The sequence below is a fragment of the Pseudomonas sp. SK genome, assembly GCF_012975065.1.
Taxonomy (GTDB): domain Bacteria; phylum Pseudomonadota; class Gammaproteobacteria; order Pseudomonadales; family Pseudomonadaceae; genus Aquipseudomonas; species Aquipseudomonas anuradhapurensis.
In genome coordinates this window covers 5583673-5602846 of record NZ_CP051857.1, presented here as the reverse complement: position 1 = coordinate 5602846, position 19174 = coordinate 5583673, and the positions used below count along the sequence as shown (strand labels likewise).

Genomic DNA, 19174 nt, shown 5'->3' with positions numbered 1-19174 from the left:
ATTTCCATGCGTGCCTTTTTCCTCGCCCCCTTGCTGTTGGCCAGTGCCCTGGCCCATGCCGAGCTGCCCGAAACCGACTGGCTTGAGCTGATGCCCAAGTCGGACCAGAAGGCGCTCGAGCAGATGCCCGAAATCGACCACAATTCGCCGGAAGCCATGGGTACCTTTACCGCCAAGGGCGGCCTCAAGCAAAGCAAGGGCCTGCCGGCGGTGATGTACTCGACCAAGACCGTGGCGGCGATGAACGGCAAGGACATCCGCCTGGGCGGTTACCCTGTGCCGCTGGAGAGCGACGCCAAGGGCAACAGCACGTTGTTCTTCCTGGTGCCGTACCCGGGCGCCTGCATCCATGTGCCGCCACCACCGCCGAACCAGTTGGTGCTGGTGCGCTACCCGAAAGGCCTGAAGATCGATGACATCTACACACCGCTGTGGGTCAGCGGCACGCTGAAGGTGGAAAAGGTCAGCAACGATCTGGCCGATGCCGCCTATGCGCTGGATGCCCAGAAGGTGAGGGTGGTGGAGGATGCCGACCTCTGATGCCTTGCGGCGCGCCTCAGGTGACCGCGTACCCTTGTAGGCGCGGCCTTGTGTCGCGAAAGGACCGCACAGCGGTCCCGAGTGCTTCAGATCAAAGCGCTTCGCTCGCCACTACCAGGCCAAGCGAATGAGTTGCCCCTGGCTTCAACTCCACCAGGTCATCCCACACATTCGCCGTCTCGATGCACAGCATCCGCTGCCAGCCATCATCGGCCATGTCCGGCAACTCCTTGGCCCGCTCGGTCCAAGGGTTCCAGATCACCGCCGAACGTGACCCGCTGCTGGCCAGGGTGATCCGCCGGTTCCAGTGCGGGTCGACAATGCTCAGTTGCGGCGGGGTGGCGAGGTAGATGCGGTCAGTCTCACCGCTGAACGCCAGCGCGCCCTGCTGCTGGCGCTGCTCCCAGTCGGCCAGGGTCTCGATGTAGCCCAGCCCTTCGACACCTTCAACCCGCACCTGCCGCACATCGCTGACTGCAAAGTAGCTGTGCAGGGCCTGGCTGAGGGTGACCGGGGTATTGCCCATGTTGCGGCTGGTCAGCTTCAGTTTCAGCTCAGCGCCCAGTTCCACCAGCAACTTCAGCTCCACGTCGTGGGGCCAGTCGGGCAGCTTGCCCTGCGCTTCGGGCAGCTCGAACTCGATACGCAGCCCGTCGCCCGCTTCTTCGATGCCCAGCAGTTGCCAGTCACGGGTCCGCGCCAGGCCGTGGGCAGGTGCCTGTTCGCCGTGGTACATGGCCTGCACGGCCTGTGGGTTGCGCTGCAGGTTGCCGAACCACGGCCAGCATACCGGTACCCCGGCACGCACCGACTTGCCCTGGCGGAAGATGGCCTGGTCGCTCAGCCACAACAGCGGTGGCTGGCCAACGCACTGGTAGCTGAGGATCTGCGCGCCCTGCTGGGCGATCAGTAGTTCGGCGTGGTTGCTGCTGATACGCCAGCAGTTGAGTTCGCCATGTTGCTCGCTTACGACCTGGAAGGAAGCCATTGTGTTCATCTCATTGATTGCCAGTGGGCCTTGGACCCGGGCACATGCAATGAGTTTACCGCCGGCGTGGCTCAGCGACGAGGTACGGAGCGGGTACGGCCACTGCCATCGATGGCGACGAAGACGAACACCGCTTCGGTGACCTTGCGCCATTCGCTGGACAGCGGGTCGTCGCTCCACACTTCGACCATCATCTGGATCGAGCTGCGGCCGATTTCCAGGGTCTGGGTATAGAAGGACAATTGTGCGCCAACGGCCACTGGCACCAGGAAAGCCATGCGGTCGATGGCCACGGTGGCTACACGGCCGCCGGCGACACGGCTGGCCATGGCGGTACCGGCCAGGTCCATCTGGGCGACCAACCAGCCGCCAAAGATATCGCCAAACCCGTTGGTCTCGCGCGGGAGTGCGGTGATCTGCAAGGCCAGGTCGCCTTGCGGGATAGGATCTTCTTGTTCGAGCTCAATCATGCGATGGGGCCTCTGACCCGTGACGCTTTTCGTTGGTGTGGCGCAAAGGCCGGGTAAACGATTCAGCTTGAAACATACTACGCCGATTTCGTTTCACTGGGCGGCCGTAGGGAAACTCTGCGAAACCGCCTGACAATAATGACCGGCGTTTTCGCACAACATCCCACGTTAGCAGCAACCGTTTCCTACGAATCGCCAGTATATAGAGCATAACGGCCAGCGACGACCGCGCATTCATGAATATGTGTATGGATTTTGTATCGCTTTCGGCGCAGCTCGGCAATTTGCTATCTTCGTCCGTTACCAATCCAGAAGCCGCGTGCCAAGCGGCCTGCATGCCCCTACAAAGAGAACAATCAGCGATGACCTCCGTGCCGAGCAGTATCGAGCAGCCCTCGCGGCCGCTGACCCGCAGTGACTACAAGACTCTCTCTCTGTCCGCATTGGGCGGCGCGCTGGAGTTCTACGACTTCATCATCTTCGTGTTTTTCGCCACGGTGGTCGGCAAGCTGTTCTTCCCCGCCGACATGCCCGAATGGCTGCGCCTGATGCAGACCTTCGGCATTTTCGCCGCCGGCTACCTGGCGCGACCGCTGGGCGGCATCATCATGGCCCATTTCGGTGACCTGCTCGGGCGCAAGAAGATGTTCACCCTGAGTATCTTCATGATGGCCCTGCCAACACTGATCATGGGCCTGTTGCCGACCTATGCGCAGATCGGCCTGTGGGCGCCGGTCCTGCTGTTGCTGATGCGCGTGATCCAGGGTGCGGCAATCGGTGGCGAGGTGCCGGGTGCCTGGGTGTTCGTGTCCGAGCACGTGCCGGCACGCAACACCGGCTACGCCTGCGGGACCCTCACGGCCGGCCTGACCGCGGGCATCTTGCTCGGCTCGCTGGTGGCGACCCTGATCAACAGCGTCTACAGCGCAGAGGAAGTGGCCGATTACGCCTGGCGTATCCCGTTCCTGCTTGGCGGTGTGTTCGGCCTGTTCTCGGTGTACCTGCGCCGCTGGTTGCACGAAACCCCGGTGTTTGCCGAGATGCAGCAGCGCAAGGCGCTGGCTGAGGAACTGCCGCTGCGTGCCGTGCTGCGTGACCATCGTGGCCCGATCGTGCTGTCGATGCTGCTGACCTGGATGCTGTCTGCCGGCATCGTGGTGGTCATCCTGATGACGCCGGCGCTGCTGCAGAGCATCTATCACATCAGCCCCACCGATTCCCTCAAGGCCAACAGCCTGGCAATCGTACTGCTCAGCTTCGGCTGCATCGGTGCTGGCAGCCTGGCCGACCGCTTTGGCGCGGGTCGGGTGTTCGTGATCGGCAGCCTGCTGCTGCTGGCGAGCTCCTGGACCTTCTACCACAGCCTGCCGACCCGGCCCGAGCTGCTGTTCCCGCTGTATGCAGTGACCGGTTTGTGTGTGGGTGTGATCGGTGCGGTGCCTTATGTGATGGTCAAGGCGTTTCCGGCGGTGGTGCGGTTCAGCGGGCTGTCGTTCTCGTACAACGTGGCCTACGCGATTTTTGGCGGGTTGACGCCGATGGTGGTGACTGCGCTGTTGAAAGTGAGCCCGATGGCGCCTGCCTACTATGTGGCCGGGTTGTGTGCCGTTGGTCTGCTGGTGGGGCTGTACCTGCTCAGCAACAAGCGCTGACCTGTTGCAGGAGCGGCCTTGTGTCGCGATGGGCTGCGCAGCAGCCCCGGCAATTCGTGCCGGGTTCGTCATGTCTGGGGCTGCTGCGCAGCCCATCGCGACACAAGGAGTTGCCAGGCAGCTGATGATGGCCTTTCATCCAATTGTCACATTCAAGTCATATCGTATTCATGCGGCCTGCAGATACTTGGGCCCGTTCCATCCAACACCCCCTATTCCTGCTAGGAGCAAGGCATGAAACTGAAGCGTTTGATGGCGGCCCTCACCTTTGCCGCCGCTGGCGTTGCAACCGCCAACGCGGTAGCCGCTGTCGATCCTGCAATCCCGACCTACACCAAGACCACCGGTGTTTCGGGCAACCTCTCCAGCGTCGGTTCCGACACCCTCGCGAACCTGATGACTCTGTGGGCCGAGGCCTACAAGAAGGAATACCCGAACGTAAACATCCAGATCCAGGCTGCCGGCTCCTCCACCGCGCCACCCGCGCTGACCGAAGGTACCGCCAACCTCGGCCCGATGAGCCGCAAGATGAAGGATGTCGAACTGCAGGCCTTCGAGCAGAAGTACGGCTACAAGCCAACCGCCATCCCGGTTGCCGTCGATGCCCTGGCCGTGTTCGTGCACAAGGACAACCCGATCAAGGGCCTGACCATGGCTCAGGTCGACTCCATCTTCTCGTCCACCCGCCTGTGTGGCGCCAAAGCCGACGTCAAGACCTGGGGTGACCTGGGCGTGACCGGCGACCTGGCCAACAAGCCAATCCAGCTGTTCGGCCGCAACTCGGTATCCGGCACCTATGGCTACTTCAAGGAAGAAGCCCTGTGCAAAGGCGACTTCAAGCCTAACGTCAACGAACAGCCTGGTTCGGCTTCGGTCGTGCAGTCGATCAGCTCCTCGCTGAACGGCATCGGCTACTCGGGCATTGGCTACAAGACCGCCAGCGTCAAGACTGTTCCCCTGGCCAAGAAAGAAGGCGGCGAGTTCGTTGAAGACAACGAAACCAACGCCCTGAACGGCAAATACCCGCTGTCGCGCTTCCTCTACGTCTACGTCAACAAGGCGCCGAACAAGCCTCTGGCCCCGCTGGAAGCCGAGTTCGTCAAGCTGGTGCTGTCGCAAGCTGGCCAGCAGGTCGTGGTGAAGGATGGCTACATCCCGCTGCCGGCCAAAGTCATCGACAAGACCCTGGCTGACCTGGGCCTGTCCCACGCCGGTAACGTCGTAAAGAAGTAACTGACTGAGGGGGAGGCCGGTACTGCTGCCTGGCCTCTTCCACGAATTCCCAGCCCGAAGCCAGGCTTCCTGTGCGGCGGGCTTTCGTGCGTCACTACATTGTCATGTTTTTGTCATACGGGACCGCTAGGGTGTGCGCATGAATGATCTGGCCAACTCCACAATGACTCCAAATTCCCAGCCCGAGCGGATTGACTTCAATACGCCGGAGTTGCAACGCAAGCGCCGCATGCGCGCACTCAAGGACCGCCTGACCCGCTGGTATGTACTGGTGGGCGGGCTTGCCGTGTTGGCGGCAATCACCCTGATCTTCTTCTACCTGGCCTATGTGGTACTGCCGCTGTTCCAGGGCGCCGAGTTGACCAGCAAGAAGGCGCTGGAGCCAACCTGGCTGCAACAGGATTCCGGCAAGCCGCTGATGATCGCGCTTGAAGAGCAGAACCTGGTGGGCATGCGCGTTTCGGACAAGGGCCAGGCACTGTTCTTCGATACCAAGACCGGTAACGCGCTCAAGCGGGTCGACCTGCCGCTGCCGGCAGGCGCCCAGGTGACCTCGATCAGTACCGACCAGCCGGGGAGCCCGCTGGTGGTGCTGGGCTTGTCCAATGGCCAGGCCCTGGTGTTCCACCACAGCTACAAGATTACCTACCCCGACAACAAGAAAACCATCGACCCCGGTATCGACTACCCGTACGGCGAGCAACCGTTCGTGCTCGATGACCAGGGCCAGGCGCTGGATCACGTCAGCGTCAACGTCAATGGCGACGTCCTGCTGCTGGCTGGCTCCACTGGCGCGCACCTGCAGGTGGTCGAGCTGACCCGTAGCGAAAACATGATGACCGGCGAGGTCACCACCGAGCAGAACCGCATTGAACTGCCGCAGATGACCGAAACGGTGAAGAACATCTTCATCGACCCGCGTCAGCATTGGCTGTACGTGATCAACGGCCGCGCCACTGCCGACGTCTTCAGCCTGCGTGACAAGAGCCTCAACGGCCGCTACAAGCTGTCTGACAGCGCGGACACCGAAATTACCGCCACGGCCCAGCTGGTTGGCGGCATCTCGCTGATCATGGGTGACTCCAAAGGTGGTCTGACCCAGTGGTTCATGGCCCGCGACCCGGATGGCGAGTCGCGCTTCAAGCAGATTCGCAGCTTCCAGATGGGCAAGGCGCCGATCGTGCAGATCGACGCCGAGGAGCGCCGCAAGGGCTTCATCGCCCTGGATGCCGAGGGCAAACTGGGCGTGTTCCACAGCACCGCGCACCGTACCCTGCTGGTCGAGCAGGCTGCCGAAGGCGCCGGCATCCTGGCCCTGTCGCCACGCGCCAACCGCATCATGATCGAAGAGGGCGGCAAGCTGCTGCCGCTGAGCCTGCGTAACCCGCATCCGGAAATTTCCTTCAGCGCGCTGTGGGGCAAGGTCTGGTACGAGAACTATGACGAGCCCAAGTACGTCTGGCAGTCGACTGCCTCGAATACCGACTTCGAGCCCAAGCTGAGCCTGTCGCCGCTGACCTTCGGCACCCTCAAGGCGGCGTTCTACGCCATGGTGCTGGCGGCGCCGCTGGCGATTGCCGCGGCCATCTACACCGCCTACTTCATGGCCCCGGGCATGCGCCGCAAGGTCAAGCCGGTGATCGAACTGATGGAAGCGATGCCGACGGTGATCCTTGGCTTCTTCGCCGGCCTGTTCCTCGCGCCCTACCTGGAAGGTCACCTGCCGGGTGTGTTCAGCCTGTTCGTGATCATGCCGATCGGCATCCTGGCAGCAGGCTTTGCCTGGAGCCGGCTGCCCGAGTCGATCCGCCTGCGCATTCCGGACGGCTGGGAGGCGGCCATCCTGATTCCGGTGATCCTGGTGATCGGCTGGTTCGCCTTGTACATGAGCCCGCTGCTGGAAACCTGGTTCTTCGGCGGCGACATGCGTCTGTGGATCACCCGCGACCTGGGTATCACCTACGACCAGCGCAACGCCCTGGTGGTGGGTATCGCCATGGGCTTCGCGGTCATCCCGAACATCTACTCCATCGCCGAAGATGCCGTGTTCAGCGTGCCGCGCAGCCTGACCCTGGGCTCCCTGGCGCTCGGCGCCACGCCCTGGCAGACCCTGACCCGCGTCGTCATCCTCACCGCCAGCCCGGGTATCTTCTCGGCGCTGATGATCGGTATGGGCCGTGCGGTGGGCGAGACCATGATCGTGCTGATGGCCACCGGCAACACCCCGGTGATGGAGCTGAACCTGTTCGAAGGCATGCGTACCCTGGCCGCCAACGTGGCGGTGGAAATGCCTGAATCGGAAGTCGGCGGCAGCCACTATCGCGTGTTGTTCCTGGCCGCGCTGGTATTGCTGATGTTCACCTTCATCATGAACACCTTGGCCGAGCTGATTCGCCAGCGTCTGCGCAAGAAATACTCGTCGCTTTGATAGAAAGGTAGCGATCCGTGAAAAAGGATTCCCTCAAAGGCTGGTTCAAGAGCGGCGCCCCAGGCGTCTGGATGAGCGGCGGCGCGGTGGCCATGGCGGTGATCATGACCGTCGGCCTGCTGGCGGTAATTGCCGTGCGCGGCCTGGGCCACTTCTGGCCGGCCGACCTTGTCCAGGCCACCTACAAGGTGCCGGGCCAGGCCGATCACGTCGTCATCGGCGAAGTGGTGCAGAAGGAGGAAGTACCCCGGGCCCGTCTGAAGGGCGCCGGCTTGCCGGTACCTGACCAGGGCCCGGAGTTCATGACCCGAGAGCTGATCAAGGTGGGTAACCGCGATCTCAACGGCAGCGACTTCACCTGGGTAGTCGGAGAGTGGCTGGTCGATGAACAGCACCCAGCCGACCTGATGGCGCTGGAGCGCCGCGAGTGGGGCAACTTCTACGGTTACCTGGTCAGCGTCAAGGAAGAGGGCCGCGTGGTCGCCGAGGGGCCTGCCGCCTGGAACGAGCTGCAGGCCCGGCTCAAGCGCGCCAACCAACTCAACCGCGAGCTGCAAAGCCTTGAGAAGAAGGACATTGGTGCCATCAACCATGGCCTTGAACGCCTGCGCCTGCAGGCCCGCAAGCTGGAACTGGACGGCAAGCTGGATGCCGCTGCCCAGGCCGACATGGACGCCGACCGCGCCGAGCTGAACAGCCGCTACAAGGCCATCGAAGAGCGCCTGACCGGCCTGCACCAGGCGTTTGCGCGCGACAGCCTGGTGGCTCGCGATGCCAATGGCCGGGAAGTGGAGATCAACCTGAGCAAGGTGGTGCACGCCATCCAGCCGAACGGCATGTCGGGCTTCACCAAGCTGGCCAGCTACTTTACCAAGGTGTGGGAGTTCCTCAGCGACGACCCGCGCGAGGCCAACACCGAAGGCGGTATTTTCCCGGCCATCTTCGGTACCGTGATGATGACCTTGATCATGGCCGTGATCGTTACCCCGTTCGGGGTGCTGGCGGCCGTCTACCTGCGCGAATACGCCAGGCAGGGCCCGGTGACCCGGCTGATCCGCATCGCGGTGAACAACCTGGCCGGGGTGCCGGCGATCGTCTATGGCGTATTCGGCCTGGGCTTCTTCGTCTACGTGCTGGGCGGCTCGATCGACCGCCTGTTCTTCCCCGAGGCATTGCCGGCACCCACCCTGGGTACCCCGGGCCTGCTATGGGCATCGCTGACCCTGGCGTTGCTGGCCGTGCCGGTGGTGATCGTCGCCACCGAGGAAGGCCTGGCGCGTATCCCGCGCACCGTGCGCGAGGGCTCGCTGGCCCTGGGCGCGACCAAGGCCGAGACCTTGTGGAAAATCGTCTTGCCCATGGCCAGCCCGGCCATGATGACCGGCATGATCCTGGCCGTGGCCCGCGCCGCCGGTGAAGTGGCGCCGCTGATGCTGGTGGGGGTGGTCAAGCTGGCGCCGTCGCTGCCAGTGGACGGCAACTACCCGTACCTGCACCTGGACCAGAAGATCATGCACCTGGGCTTCCACATCTATGACGTCGGCTTCCAGAGCCCCAACGTCGAAGCCGCGCGGCCACTGGTGTACGCCACGGCGCTGCTGCTGGTGTTGGTAATCGCGGCCCTCAACCTCTCGGCAGTGTGGATCCGCAACCACCTGCGCGAAAAGTACAAGGCCCTCGACAGCTGATCCTGATCGCAAGCGTGCCGCCCCATGTGGCGCGGCCCTTTGAAACGAATTGTTAGCGTATGGAGTTGACCATGCAGCAAGAATCCCACGCCCACGGCATCGACATGTCTGCCCTGGGCCGCGACAAGCAAGGCCTGCGCCTGGCCGAAGAAACCGTGGCCATCGAAGTACCGGGCCTGAGCCTGTTCTACGGCGACAAGCAAGCGCTGTTCGACGTGCAGATGAACATCCCCAAGCAGCGCGTGACCGCCTTCATCGGCCCGTCCGGCTGCGGCAAGTCGACCCTGTTGCGTACCTTCAACCGCATGAACGACCTGGTTGACGGCTGCCGCGTGGAAGGCGCCATCAACCTGTACGGCACCAACATCTACCGCAAGGGCGAAGACGTGGCCGAGCTGCGCCGCCGTGTCGGCATGGTGTTCCAGAAGCCCAACCCGTTCCCCAAGACCATCTATGAGAACGTGGTCTACGGCCTGCGTATCCAGGGCATCAACAAGAAGCGCGTGCTCGATGAAGCGGTCGAGTGGGCGCTGAAGGGTGCGGCCCTGTGGGACGAGGTCAAGGACCGCCTGCACGATTCGGCCCTGGGCCTGTCCGGCGGCCAGCAGCAGCGCCTGGTCATCGCCCGCACCATCGCCGTGGAGCCGGAGGTGTTGCTGCTCGACGAACCGTGCTCGGCGCTGGACCCGATCTCGACCCTGAAGGTCGAGGAACTGATCTACGAATTGAAATCCAAGTACACCATCGTCATCGTGACCCACAACATGCAACAGGCGGCGCGGGTCTCCGACTACACCGCGTTCATGTACATGGGCAAGCTGGTCGAATTCGGCGATACCGATACCCTGTTCACCAACCCGGCGAAGAAGCAGACCGAAGACTACATCACCGGTCGCTACGGCTAGCAGCCCTGCGGCACAGGGAACCAGACGATTACTTGAAGCTTTGAGCTTCTTCGCGGAGCGAATGATGATCAACAAAGAAAGCCTTACCCATCACATTTCCCAGCAGTTCAACGCCGAGCTCGAAGAGGTGCGCAGCCACCTGCTGGCCATGGGCGGGCTGGTCGAGAAACAGGTCAACGACGCGGTCACCGCGCTGATCGAGGCCGATTCCGGCCTGGCCCAGCAAGTGCGCGAGGTCGACGAGCAGATCAACCAGATGGAGCGCAACATCGACGAGGAGTGCCTGCGTATCCTGGCCCGTCGTCAGCCGGCGGCGTCCGACCTGCGCCTGATCATCAGCATCTCCAAGTCGGTGATCGACCTGGAGCGCATTGGTGACGAGTCGACCAAGATCGCCCGCCGTGCCATCCAGTTGTGCGAGGAAGGCGAGTCGCCGCGCGGCTACGTCGAGGTGCGCCACATCGGCGACCAGGTGCGCAACATGGTCCGCGACGCGCTGGACGCCTTTGCCCGCTTCGACGCCGACCTGGCGTTGTCGGTGGCCCAGTACGACAAGACCATCGACCGCGAATACAAGACCGCCCTGCGCGAGCTGGTGACCTACATGATGGAAGACCCGCGCTCGATCTCGCGGGTACTGAGCGTGATCTGGGTGCTGCGTTCGCTGGAGCGTATCGGCGACCACGCGCGCAACATCTCCGAGCTGGTGATCTACCTGGTGCGCGGCACCGATGTGCGCCACATGGGCCTCAAGCGCATGACGGCAGAAGTGCAGGGCACTGCAGTCGATGACGGCGAAAAAGCTAATGTTCCGGCTGAACCTGACGATAAATAAGGTTGCTCCCGAGCATCGACGCCCGGCCTTGGCCGGGCGTTTTCGTTTGCGGTCGAGGAGCCGGCAGGCACCCGCGAACGATGTGAAGAAGTCCCGGCGTGACCAGGTTGTAGCAAATGGCCATTATTCGGCGGTAGGCTAGCCGGGATTCAGAAGGAGTATCGATGAGTAAAGTGAATGTGCTGGTTGTGGATGACGCTCCGTTCATCCGTGACCTGGTCCGCAAATGCCTGCGCAATGCCTTCCCGGGCATGACCATCGACGATGCCGTCAATGGTCGCAAGGCTATGGCGCTGCTGGGCAAGGAAGCGTTCGACCTGGTCCTGTGCGACTGGGAGATGCCGGAAATGTCCGGCCTGGAACTGCTCACCTGGTGCCGTCAGCAGCCTGAGCTGAAAAACCTGCAGTTCATCATGGTGACCAGCCGTGGCGACAAGGAAAACGTGATTCAGGCGATCCAGGCCGGCGTTTCCGATTTTGTCGGCAAGCCGTTCACCAACGAGCAATTGCTGACCAAGGTGAAAAAGGCCCTGAGCAAGATCGGCAAGCTCGACAGCGTGATGAGCAGCGGCCCTGCGCGAATCAACTCGGCGTTCGCCAACGATTCGCTGAGCGCGCTGACGGCCGGCAAACCGGAAGTGGCAAAAATCACCGCCCCCGCAGCGGCGCCGGCACCTGCCAGGCCGTTGGTCAGCGCTGCTGCTGCTGCTCCCGCTACGCCAGCACCGACCGGCCGTGGCCAGGGCCAGCTGCGCCTGGCCAGTGGCATGCAGGCCTGCGTGATCAAGGCGCTGAGCCTGAAAGAGGCCTTGTTGGTGGTTCGCCGTGGCGAAACCCTGCCGCAGGTGCTGGAAGGCGCCGTGCTGAACCTGGAGCAGGGGGAGAACGCCGAAGTCGCGCGTCTGAACGGTTACCTGCATGCCATCGTGGCGCTGGAGCCCAAGCCCGACAGTGACTGGCTGCAATTGACGTTCAAGTTCGTCGACCAGGACGCCCAGAAGCTCGACTACCTGTCGCGCCTGATTGCCCGCGGCACTGCGCAGAAGCACTTCACCCCGGGCGCCTGACCCTCGGCCCCGCGCCGCTTTCTTTGTAGCGGCGGCCTTGCGTCGCGAAAGGGCTGCAAAGCAGCCCCGGAAATCGATACGGCAACGCCGAAATCCTGGGCGGCCTTGCAGCCCTTTCGCGATGCAAGGCCGCCCCTACAAAAGCCTGCACAACCGTTGTGCCATCCGACCAACTGTCATACCCGCCGTAAAACTGGCTGCTAGTCTTCGACAGACCATAACTGTCAAAAAGCCACCATCATGCCTGCCCGCCTGCTGCTGTTCTGTGCACTGCTCATGGCTTCGGCGTCCAGCCTGGGCATGACTACCTACACGATCAACGATGATGGCCGTGTAACCTCCTATACCGACCGGCCTGGTCCCCGTGCCAAACCCTTGGTGCAGCGCGTGCCCATGGTCGAAATGCACGAAGGCCAGGTGCAGCTGAACGCGATAACCTTCGACGGTGGCGTCAGCTTCTCGGCCCGCAATCAATTGCATGTGCCGGTAGAAGTGGAGTTGCGGCTGGACAACCTGGTGAATGCCCAGGGCGGCAATGCACCGCGTATCGTGCGCCGGCTACTGCCCCCGCATAGCACGCAGATGCTCAGCGTGCTCCGTGGGCGGCCTGGCATGTTGCTGAACTATCGCTCCACCCTGCTGCAGGCCATGGGCGACCCGGGCAGGCGGCCCCAGGGCTTTCGCTATGCCTTCCCTTGGCTGGGTGGCCCGTTCCGTGTGACTCAGGGCCCCAATGGCCGAGTCAGCCATTTTGGGCCGAAAGGGCGTTATGCCATGGACATTGCCATGCCCGAGGGCACCACCATCATTGCGGCGCGGGAAGGCGTAGTGGTGAAGACGGAGAACCGCCAGAGCGGGCGCGGGCCGAACCCGTCGGGCAATTTCGTGCGGATCCTGCACCCGGACGGCACCATGGGCGTCTACCTGCACCTGATGCGCGGTTCGGTGGTCGTGACGGAAGGGCAGCGGGTGCGGCAGGGGCAGATGCTGGCCAAGTCAGGCAACACGGGCAACAGTACCGGGCCGCACCTGCATTTCGTGGTGCAGCGCAATGTGGGGTTGGCGCTTGAGTCGATACCGTATCAGTTCGACAGGCCGATCAACGGGTTACCGGACTTCACCGCGGGCAACCCTTGAGTTTGCCGGGCCTGCTTCGCAGGCCATCGCGACACAAGGCCGCTCCTACGGGGACATGCGGTCCTCTGCAGGAGCGGCCTAGTGCCGCGATGGGTTCCTACGGGACACGCGGTCCTCTGTAGGAGCGGCCTTGTGTCGCGATGGGCTGCGCAGCAGCCCCATAGGCATTCAATCCAGCTTGAGCACCTTGGCCAGGACGATCTTCGGCCCTTTCATCTTCTTGATGATGATGCGCAGCCCTTCGACCTCCAGCACTTCCTCTTCTTCAGGCACGCGCTTGAGCGTCTCATAGACCAGCCCGGCCAACGTTTCTGCCTCGATGTGGTCAAGGTCGACACCCAGCAGGCGCTCGACCTTGAACAGCGGCGTGTCGCCGCGTACCAGCAGCTTGCCCGGCTGGTAGGCGAGAATGCCGCGTTCGGCCTTGCGGTGCTCGTCCTGAATGTCGCCAACCAGCACTTCCAGCACGTCTTCCATGGTCAGGTAGCCAATCACCTTGCCATCGGCTTCCTCGACCAGCACGAAATGCGCGCCGCCCTTGCGGAACTGCTCCAGCAGCTGGGCCAGCGGCATGTGCCGCGACACGCGCTCCAGCGGCCGGGCGAGGTCGTCCAGGTCGATGGTTTCGGGCAGGTGTTCGAGTTCTGCCAACTCCAGCAGCAGGTCCTTGATGTGCAGCAGGCCGGTGAACTCCTCGCGCTCGGCGTCGTACACCGGGTAGCGGCTGAACTTGTGGCGACGCACCAGTGCCAGGATCTGCTTCAACGGCGCATGGGCGTCGATGCTGACCATGTCCTCGCGCGAGTTGGCCCAGTCGACGACCTCCAGCTCGCCCATTTCCACCGCCGAGGCCAATACGCGCATGCCCTGGTCGCTCGGGTCCTGGCCACGGCTGGAGTGCAGGATCAGCTTGAGTTCCTCACGGCTGTAATGGTGCTCGTGGTGCGGGCCGGGTTCGCCCTGGCCGGCGATGCGCAAGATGGCGTTGGCGCTGGCATTGAGCAGGTAGATGGCCGGGTACATGGCCCAGTAGAACAGGTACAACGGCACGGCAGTCCATAGCGACAGCAGCTCTGGCTTGCGGATAGCCCAGGACTTGGGCGCCAGCTCGCCGACCACGATGTGCAGGTACGAGATGACGAAGAAGGCGACGAAGAACGAGATGGCCTTGATCAGCTCGGGCGTGTCGACGCCCAGGTAGGCCAGCAATGGCTCCAGCAGGTGGGCGAAGGCTGGCTCACCGACCCAGCCCAGGCCGAGGGAGGCGAGGGTGATACCGAGCTGGCAGGCCGACAGGTAGGCATCGAGCTGGTTGTGTACCTTGCGCAGGATGTTGCCGCGCCAGCCATGCAGCTCGGCGATGGACTCGACGCGGGTGGCCCGCAGCTTGACCATGGCGAATTCGGCGGCAACGAAGAAACCGTTGAGCAGCACCAGCAGCAAGGCAAAGATGATCATGCCGAAATCGGCGAATAACGAGGTGAGGCTGATACCAGGGGAAGGGTCCATGATGGAGTTTTTACGGGTTCCGTCTTTGAGATCGAGAGAAAAAAAGTGCCAGCTCCAGCTGGCACAGGGGGTCCAATGTAGCGGCTGGGGCGGCAAAAGCAAAGGGTGATGGTCTGGTCGCGGCCGCTGTGGCGGCGGGCGCGCCCGCCAAGGGCTGCGCTGCAGCCGCGGTTTCAGCCCTTGCCGCTAGCCAATTGTGCCGGGGCAAAATGACAGGTGAAGGTGCTGCCGTGCCCCGGCACGCTGCTGATCTCCAGCCTGCCGCGGTGGCGCATCAACACATGCTTGACGATCGCCAGCCCCAGCCCGGTGCCACCGGTATTCGATGCGCGGCTGGAGTCGACCCGGTAGAAGCGTTCGGTCAGGCGCGGCAGGTGCTTGGCATCGATCCCTACCCCCGAGTCCTGCACCGACAGGTGCGCGCCCTGGGCGTCGGCCCACCAGCGGATACGGATGCTGCCCTCGTCCTGGGTGTACTTCACCGCGTTGAATACCAGGTTGGAGAAGGCACTGCGCAGCTCCGACTCACTGCCCTTGAGCTTCACCCCAGGCGCCGCTTCGAGGGTAATGCGCTGGTTGCGCGGCCCGGACAGGGCCTGGGCGTCGTTCTTGATCGCCGCAAGCAAGGCATCGACCGCCACCGGCTGGTTGTCCGACGGGTAGTCGGTGGCTTCCAGTTTGGCCAGCAGCAGCAGGTCGTTGAGCAGGGTCTGCATGCGCGAGCCCTGTTGGCTCATCTGCTGCAGGGCGCGGCCCCAGCGCGGGTTCACGTCTTCGACGTTGTCGAGCAGGGTTTCCAGGTAGCCGGTGATTACCGTCAGCGGTGTGCGCAGCTCGTGGGACACGTTGGCGACGAAGTCCTTGCGCATCTGTTCCAGCTGGTGGATGCGGGTCACGTCGCGCACCAGCATCAGGTGTTCGTTGTTGCCGTAGCGGGTGATATGCAGCTGCAAGCGCATACGGTCGTTGATCGGCGAGGGGATTTCCAGCGGTTCGAGGTAGTTTCCCGCCTCGAAGTATTCCTTGAAGCGCGGGTGGCGGACCAGGTTGGTGACTTGCTGGCCGCCGTCCTGCGGCGTCTTGAAGCCCAGCAAGGTTTCGGCGGCGCGGTTCCACCATTCGAGGTTGCCGTCGCTGTCGAGCATGATCACCGCATCACGCAGCGCGGCGGTGGACTCCTGCACCCGGTCGATCACCGCCTGCAGGCGGCCACGCACGCGTTGGTCGCGGCGTTGCAGGTGGTAGATGCTGTCGAACACCTCGCCCCACAGGCCATAGCCATCGGGTGGTGCTTCATCGGGTTGGTGGTTGCGCAGCCAGTCGTGCAGGCGCAGCAGTTGCTTGAGGGTCCAGCCCAGGTAGAGCGCCAGGCCGATGGCCAGGCTCCAGCCATAATAGCCGCTGGCCAGCCCGCCGATGAGGCAGACGGTAATCAGCAGCAGCAGGTGGCGGATCAGGGTGGCGTGCCAGTTCTGGTTCAATTGACTGTCCTTGTACAACGACGTGCAGCTTGGCGCTTTTGAACTCGATCAGCTTTTGGTCGAGAAGCGGTAGCCGGTGCCCCGGACGGTTTGTACCAGATTTTCGTAGGCTTCACCCAATGCCTTGCGCAGGCGGCGGATGTGCACGTCGACGGTGCGCTCCTCGACATAGACGTTGCCGCCCCACACCTGGTCCAGCAGTTGCCCACGGGTGTAGGCGCGCTCCTGGTGGGTCATGAAGAACTGCAGCAGGCGGTATTCGGTGGGGCCCATCTCGGCCGGCTTGCCATCGATGGTGACACGGTGGCTGATCGGGTCGAGCAGCAGGCCGCCGACTTCGATCGGTGCCTCGCTGTCGCTGGGGCCGGTGCGGCGCAGTACGGCTTTCAGGCGCGCAACCAGTTCGCGTGGCGAGAACGGCTTGGTGATGTAGTCGTCAGCACCCACCTCCAGGCCCTGGATCTTGTTGTCCTCTTCGCCCTTGGCGGTGAGCATGATGATTGGAATATCACCGGTCAGCTCATCGCGCTTGAGGCGGCGGGCCAGCTCGATGCCGGAGGTGCCCGGCAGCATCCAGTCGAGCAGGATCAGGTCCGGCTTGCGGTCGACGATGATCGCATGGGCCTGTTGGGAGTTTTCTGCTTCCAGGCAGTCATAGCCGGCCATTTCCAGGGCAACGGCGATCATCTCGCGAATGGGCGCTTCGTCGTCGACGATCAGTATGTTCCTGCCAACCATGCTCAAAACCTCTCCTGGATACGATGTCTTGGCCCGCATTAGATAACGGAATTATTGCAGCTGTGTGACAGGCTGTTGGCCGTTCTGGCGACATTCCGTGACTCAACTAGGCTTGAAAGGGCTGTTTTGCCGCAACCCGAACTCAACCCCCCGAAACGATGATGAATCCAATGACACGACATACGCTGAGCTGGATGGCCCTTTTCACTGCGCTGGCGCTACCGGGGGTGGCCTCGGCCGAGCATGCGATGGAGAAGGGCGGCATGTTGGTCGACCCCGCCGGCATGACCTTGTATACCTTCGACAAGGATACGGGCGGCAAGTCGATGTGCAATGACGGTTGTGCCAGCAACTGGCCGCCGCTGATGGTCAAGGCCACTGACGAACCGGCCGAGGGCAAGTGGACCGTGGTGATGCGCGATGATGGTTCCAAGCAGTGGGCCTATGATGGCAAGCCGCTATATACCTTCATCAAGGACAAGAAGGCCGGGGACATGACCGGTGACGGCGTGAAGGACGTCTGGCACGTCGCCAAGCCTTGAGATAGCCGGGGCCGCTGCGCGGCCCATCGCGACGCAAGGCCGCTCCTACAGGAGTGCGCGATCCCCTGTAGGAGCGGCCTTGTGTCGCGAAAGGGCTGCAAAGCAGCCCCAGAACCCTCAGCGCAATGCGTAATCCAGCACTACCCCGATAAACACCAGCATCCCCGCCCAGTGGTTGTGCAGGAACGCCTTGAAGCATGACTCCCGGTCCAGCTTGCGCGTCGACCAGTACTCCCAGGCAAAGCACGCCGCCGCGCCCAACAGGCCGAGGTGGAACCAGCCGCCCAGCTCGAAGCGGTTACCCGCCAGCAACAGGCAGCCCAGCGACAGCAACTGCAAGGTCAGGATGATGGTGCGGTCGGCGTCGCCGAACAGGATCGCGGTCGACTTCACGCCAATCTTCAGGTCGTCATCTCGGTCGACCATGGCGTAGTAGGTGTCGTAACCCACCGTCCACAGCAGATTGGCGATGTACAACAGCCAGGCACTGGCCGGCAGTTCGCCACCGGCTGCGGTGAAGGCCATGGGAATGCCCCATGAATAGGCCGCCCCCAGCACCACCTGTGGGTAGTAGGTGTAGCGCTTCATGAATGGGTAGCAGAACGCCAGCGCCACCGCGCCGAACGATAGCCACACCGTGCGGCTGTTGGTGCACAACACCAGCAGGAAACTCACCCCGACCAGGATGGCGAACAGCGCCAGCGCCTCGCGCGGACGGACCCGACCACTGGCCAGGGGGCGGTCGGCGGTGCGTTTGACGTGGCCGTCCACCTTGCGGTCGGCAAAGTCGTTGATGCAGCAGCCTGCGGCGCGCATCAGCACCACGCCGAGGCCGAAGATCAGCACGTTGGCCACGGTTGGTGAGCCGTTGCCGGCAATCCATACCGCCGACAAGGTTGGCCACAGCAGCAGGTAGATCCCGATCGGCCGGTCCATGCGGCTGAGCTGGATGAAGTCCCAGGCCCGCGGGTGCAAGCGGTTGAGCGACTTGAGCAGTTGCAGGTACATCAGCGGGTCTCCTCCCTGGCCGCTTGCCACAGGGCTGGCAGGAACACTTCTGCCACCAGCAGGTCCAGGCCGCCACGTTCAAAGCGTGAGCGGCGGCCCCATAGCGCCGTATGGGCGGCTTCGCCAGGCAACCAGGCCTGTGGGTAACTGCACACCTCGATCGGGTGGCGGATGAACGCCTGGTCGCAGAACAGCAACTCGCCCAGCGAGCGGCTGCCCAGGGTTTCCAGGTCCAGCCCGCCACGCTCCAGGGCTGTGCGGCTGGCGACGCTGCGGGCGAACACCCAGGGTTGGCCGTGGCCACGCAGGTATACCTCGCGCACCCAGCCTTCGGCACCCGCGGCGATACCCAGGGCCTGGCATTCGTCATCGCGCAGCGGCTGCCAGCCTTCGAACAGTGGCGTGACGCTGAAGTGGTCGTCGGACAGGCGGGTCAGGCGGCGGGTCAGGGAGCCTTCGTCGAACAGCCAGTCCAGGGTGGGCTGGTCGATGCCGGTCGCCAGCTGTGAATACGGCAGCCACGCGACAGCGGCTGCTTGCGGGGATTCGTACGACACGTCGGTCTGCTTGTTACATCCAGAGAGGCGGCGAGCTTAGCATGATTGCCCCGACTGCTTGCATACTGCTGGCAGGGCCGATACAAAGCCCCCACGAATCGCGCACTGCTTCTTCGCCGGTGAACCCGTCCCCACAGGCTGCGCGGTCGCTGTAGGAGCGGCTTTAGCCGCGAAGAGGCCCTTGGCAGCGCCACCAAGCCCCAACGAACCGAGGAAAACGACCTGATGAAAAAGTGGCAATGTATTGTCTGCGGCCTGATCTACGACGAGGCTGAAGGCTGGCCCGACGACGGCATCGCCCCCGGCACCCGTTGGGAAGATGTACCGGAAGACTGGCTTTGCCCCGACTGCGGTGTCGGCAAGAGCGACTTTGAAATGATCTCCATCGCCTAATCG

The 19174-nt window shown here is 63.1% G+C and carries 18 protein-coding genes; 11 read left to right on the top strand and 7 right to left on the bottom strand.

The annotated features are described in order from the left end of the window. Positions 1-6 precede the first annotated feature (6 nt). Positions 7-540, top strand: coding sequence for a DUF3299 domain-containing protein (locus HG549_RS25500; RefSeq protein WP_170033862.1), 534 nt, complete (start codon positions 7-9; stop codon positions 538-540). Positions 541-631: 91 nt separating this feature from the next. On the opposite strand, the gene HG549_RS25495 is transcribed toward HG549_RS25500, so the two are convergent. Next, positions 632-1528: a D-hexose-6-phosphate mutarotase gene (locus HG549_RS25495; RefSeq protein WP_170033860.1), complete on the bottom strand. Its 897-nt coding sequence runs from the start codon at positions 1526-1528 to the stop codon at positions 632-634. A gap of 71 nt (positions 1529-1599) precedes the next feature. Further along, positions 1600-1998: an acyl-CoA thioesterase gene (locus HG549_RS25490; protein ID WP_003253317.1), complete on the bottom strand. Its 399-nt coding sequence runs from the start codon at positions 1996-1998 to the stop codon at positions 1600-1602. Positions 1999-2360: 362 nt separating this feature from the next. Here HG549_RS25490 and HG549_RS25485 point away from each other — a divergent pair, with 362 nt between their 5' ends. The 8 genes from HG549_RS25485 (at position 2361) to HG549_RS25450 (ending at position 12943) form a co-directional block, all read left to right on the top strand. Further along, positions 2361-3650: an MFS transporter gene (locus HG549_RS25485; protein WP_170033858.1), complete on the top strand. Its 1290-nt coding sequence runs from the start codon at positions 2361-2363 to the stop codon at positions 3648-3650. Between the two features lie 234 nt (positions 3651-3884). Next, on the top strand, positions 3885-4883 hold the full coding sequence (locus HG549_RS25480) for a phosphate ABC transporter substrate-binding protein PstS (RefSeq protein ID WP_170033856.1): 999 nt from the start codon (positions 3885-3887) through the stop codon (positions 4881-4883). 139 nt (positions 4884-5022) lie between these two features. Continuing rightward, the gene (locus tag HG549_RS25475; protein WP_170033854.1) at positions 5023-7311 is read left to right on the top strand and encodes an ABC transporter permease subunit; all 2289 of its coding nucleotides are present in this window, start codon (positions 5023-5025) and stop codon (positions 7309-7311) included. Between the two features lie 71 nt (positions 7312-7382). Further along, positions 7383-8999, top strand: coding sequence for a phosphate ABC transporter permease PstA (gene pstA / locus HG549_RS25470; protein ID WP_170034350.1), 1617 nt, complete (start codon positions 7383-7385; stop codon positions 8997-8999). A 71-nt stretch (positions 9000-9070) separates the two neighbouring features. Then, positions 9071-9904, top strand: coding sequence for a phosphate ABC transporter ATP-binding protein PstB (pstB, locus tag HG549_RS25465; protein ID WP_170033852.1), 834 nt, complete (start codon positions 9071-9073; stop codon positions 9902-9904). Positions 9905-9968: 64 nt separating this feature from the next. Continuing rightward, on the top strand, positions 9969-10739 hold the full coding sequence (gene phoU / locus HG549_RS25460) for a phosphate signaling complex protein PhoU (RefSeq protein WP_170033850.1): 771 nt from the start codon (positions 9969-9971) through the stop codon (positions 10737-10739). A gap of 164 nt (positions 10740-10903) precedes the next feature. After that, complete coding sequence (locus HG549_RS25455) at positions 10904-11806, top strand: response regulator (RefSeq protein ID WP_170033848.1); 903 nt, start codon at positions 10904-10906, stop codon at positions 11804-11806. Between the two features lie 240 nt (positions 11807-12046). Beyond that, positions 12047-12943, top strand: coding sequence for a M23 family metallopeptidase (locus tag HG549_RS25450; RefSeq protein WP_170033846.1), 897 nt, complete (start codon positions 12047-12049; stop codon positions 12941-12943). Positions 12944-13111: 168 nt separating this feature from the next. On the opposite strand, the gene HG549_RS25445 is transcribed toward HG549_RS25450, so the two are convergent. The 3 genes from HG549_RS25445 to phoB form a co-directional block, all read right to left on the bottom strand. After that, complete coding sequence (locus HG549_RS25445) at positions 13112-14452, bottom strand: hemolysin family protein (protein WP_170033844.1); 1341 nt, start codon at positions 14450-14452, stop codon at positions 13112-13114. A 173-nt stretch (positions 14453-14625) separates the two neighbouring features. Then, a complete protein-coding gene (gene phoR, locus HG549_RS25440; protein WP_170033842.1) occupies positions 14626-15951 on the bottom strand; it encodes a phosphate regulon sensor histidine kinase PhoR in 1326 nt (441 codons plus the stop codon). A 30-nt stretch (positions 15952-15981) separates the two neighbouring features. Further along, entirely contained in the window at positions 15982-16671 is a 690-nt protein-coding gene (phoB, locus tag HG549_RS25435) for a phosphate regulon transcriptional regulator PhoB (RefSeq protein ID WP_003253341.1), read from the bottom strand. A gap of 170 nt (positions 16672-16841) precedes the next feature. Between phoB and HG549_RS25430 the strand changes: the two genes are divergently transcribed. Next, positions 16842-17213: a hypothetical protein gene (locus HG549_RS25430; RefSeq protein WP_170033840.1), complete on the top strand. Its 372-nt coding sequence runs from the start codon at positions 16842-16844 to the stop codon at positions 17211-17213. Positions 17214-17330: 117 nt separating this feature from the next. Here HG549_RS25430 and ubiA read toward each other — a convergent pair whose 3' ends face one another. Then, the gene (ubiA, locus tag HG549_RS25425) at positions 17331-18221 is read right to left on the bottom strand and encodes a 4-hydroxybenzoate octaprenyltransferase (protein WP_170033838.1); all 891 of its coding nucleotides are present in this window, start codon (positions 18219-18221) and stop codon (positions 17331-17333) included. Continuing rightward, positions 18221-18778, bottom strand: a complete 558-nt coding sequence (locus HG549_RS25420) for a chorismate lyase (RefSeq protein ID WP_170033836.1) — start codon at positions 18776-18778, stop codon at positions 18221-18223. Before HG549_RS25420 ends, ubiA begins: the two co-directional genes overlap by 1 nt. A 225-nt stretch (positions 18779-19003) precedes the next feature. Here HG549_RS25420 and HG549_RS25415 point away from each other — a divergent pair, with 225 nt between their 5' ends. Continuing rightward, entirely contained in the window at positions 19004-19171 is a 168-nt protein-coding gene (locus HG549_RS25415; protein WP_170033834.1) for a rubredoxin, read from the top strand. The last annotated feature ends 3 nt before the right edge of the window (positions 19172-19174 follow it).

Excerpts from the sequence above, each read along its gene's own strand:
- HG549_RS25500 (WP_170033862.1), top strand. The coding sequence starts at position 7 with ATGCGTGCCTTTTTCCTCGCCCCCTTGCTGTTGGCCAGTGCCCTGGCC.
- HG549_RS25495 (WP_170033860.1), bottom strand. The coding sequence starts at position 1,528 with ATGGCTTCCTTCCAGGTCGTAAGCGAGCAACATGGCGAACTCAACTGC.
- HG549_RS25490 (WP_003253317.1), bottom strand. The coding sequence starts at position 1,998 with ATGATTGAGCTCGAACAAGAAGATCCTATCCCGCAAGGCGACCTGGCC.
- HG549_RS25485 (WP_170033858.1), top strand. The coding sequence starts at position 2,361 with ATGACCTCCGTGCCGAGCAGTATCGAGCAGCCCTCGCGGCCGCTGACC.
- HG549_RS25480 (WP_170033856.1), top strand. The coding sequence starts at position 3,885 with ATGAAACTGAAGCGTTTGATGGCGGCCCTCACCTTTGCCGCCGCTGGC.
- HG549_RS25475 (WP_170033854.1), top strand. The coding sequence starts at position 5,023 with ATGAATGATCTGGCCAACTCCACAATGACTCCAAATTCCCAGCCCGAG.
- pstA (WP_170034350.1), top strand. The coding sequence starts at position 7,383 with ATGAGCGGCGGCGCGGTGGCCATGGCGGTGATCATGACCGTCGGCCTG.
- pstB (WP_170033852.1), top strand. The coding sequence starts at position 9,071 with ATGCAGCAAGAATCCCACGCCCACGGCATCGACATGTCTGCCCTGGGC.
- phoU (WP_170033850.1), top strand. The coding sequence starts at position 9,969 with ATGATCAACAAAGAAAGCCTTACCCATCACATTTCCCAGCAGTTCAAC.
- HG549_RS25455 (WP_170033848.1), top strand. The coding sequence starts at position 10,904 with ATGAGTAAAGTGAATGTGCTGGTTGTGGATGACGCTCCGTTCATCCGT.
- HG549_RS25450 (WP_170033846.1), top strand. The coding sequence starts at position 12,047 with ATGCCTGCCCGCCTGCTGCTGTTCTGTGCACTGCTCATGGCTTCGGCG.
- HG549_RS25445 (WP_170033844.1), bottom strand. The coding sequence starts at position 14,452 with ATGGACCCTTCCCCTGGTATCAGCCTCACCTCGTTATTCGCCGATTTC.
- phoB (WP_003253341.1), bottom strand. The coding sequence starts at position 16,671 with ATGGTTGGCAGGAACATACTGATCGTCGACGACGAAGCGCCCATTCGC.
- HG549_RS25430 (WP_170033840.1), top strand. The coding sequence starts at position 16,842 with ATGACACGACATACGCTGAGCTGGATGGCCCTTTTCACTGCGCTGGCG.
- ubiA (WP_170033838.1), bottom strand. The coding sequence starts at position 18,221 with ATGTACCTGCAACTGCTCAAGTCGCTCAACCGCTTGCACCCGCGGGCC.
- HG549_RS25415 (WP_170033834.1), top strand. The coding sequence starts at position 19,004 with ATGAAAAAGTGGCAATGTATTGTCTGCGGCCTGATCTACGACGAGGCT.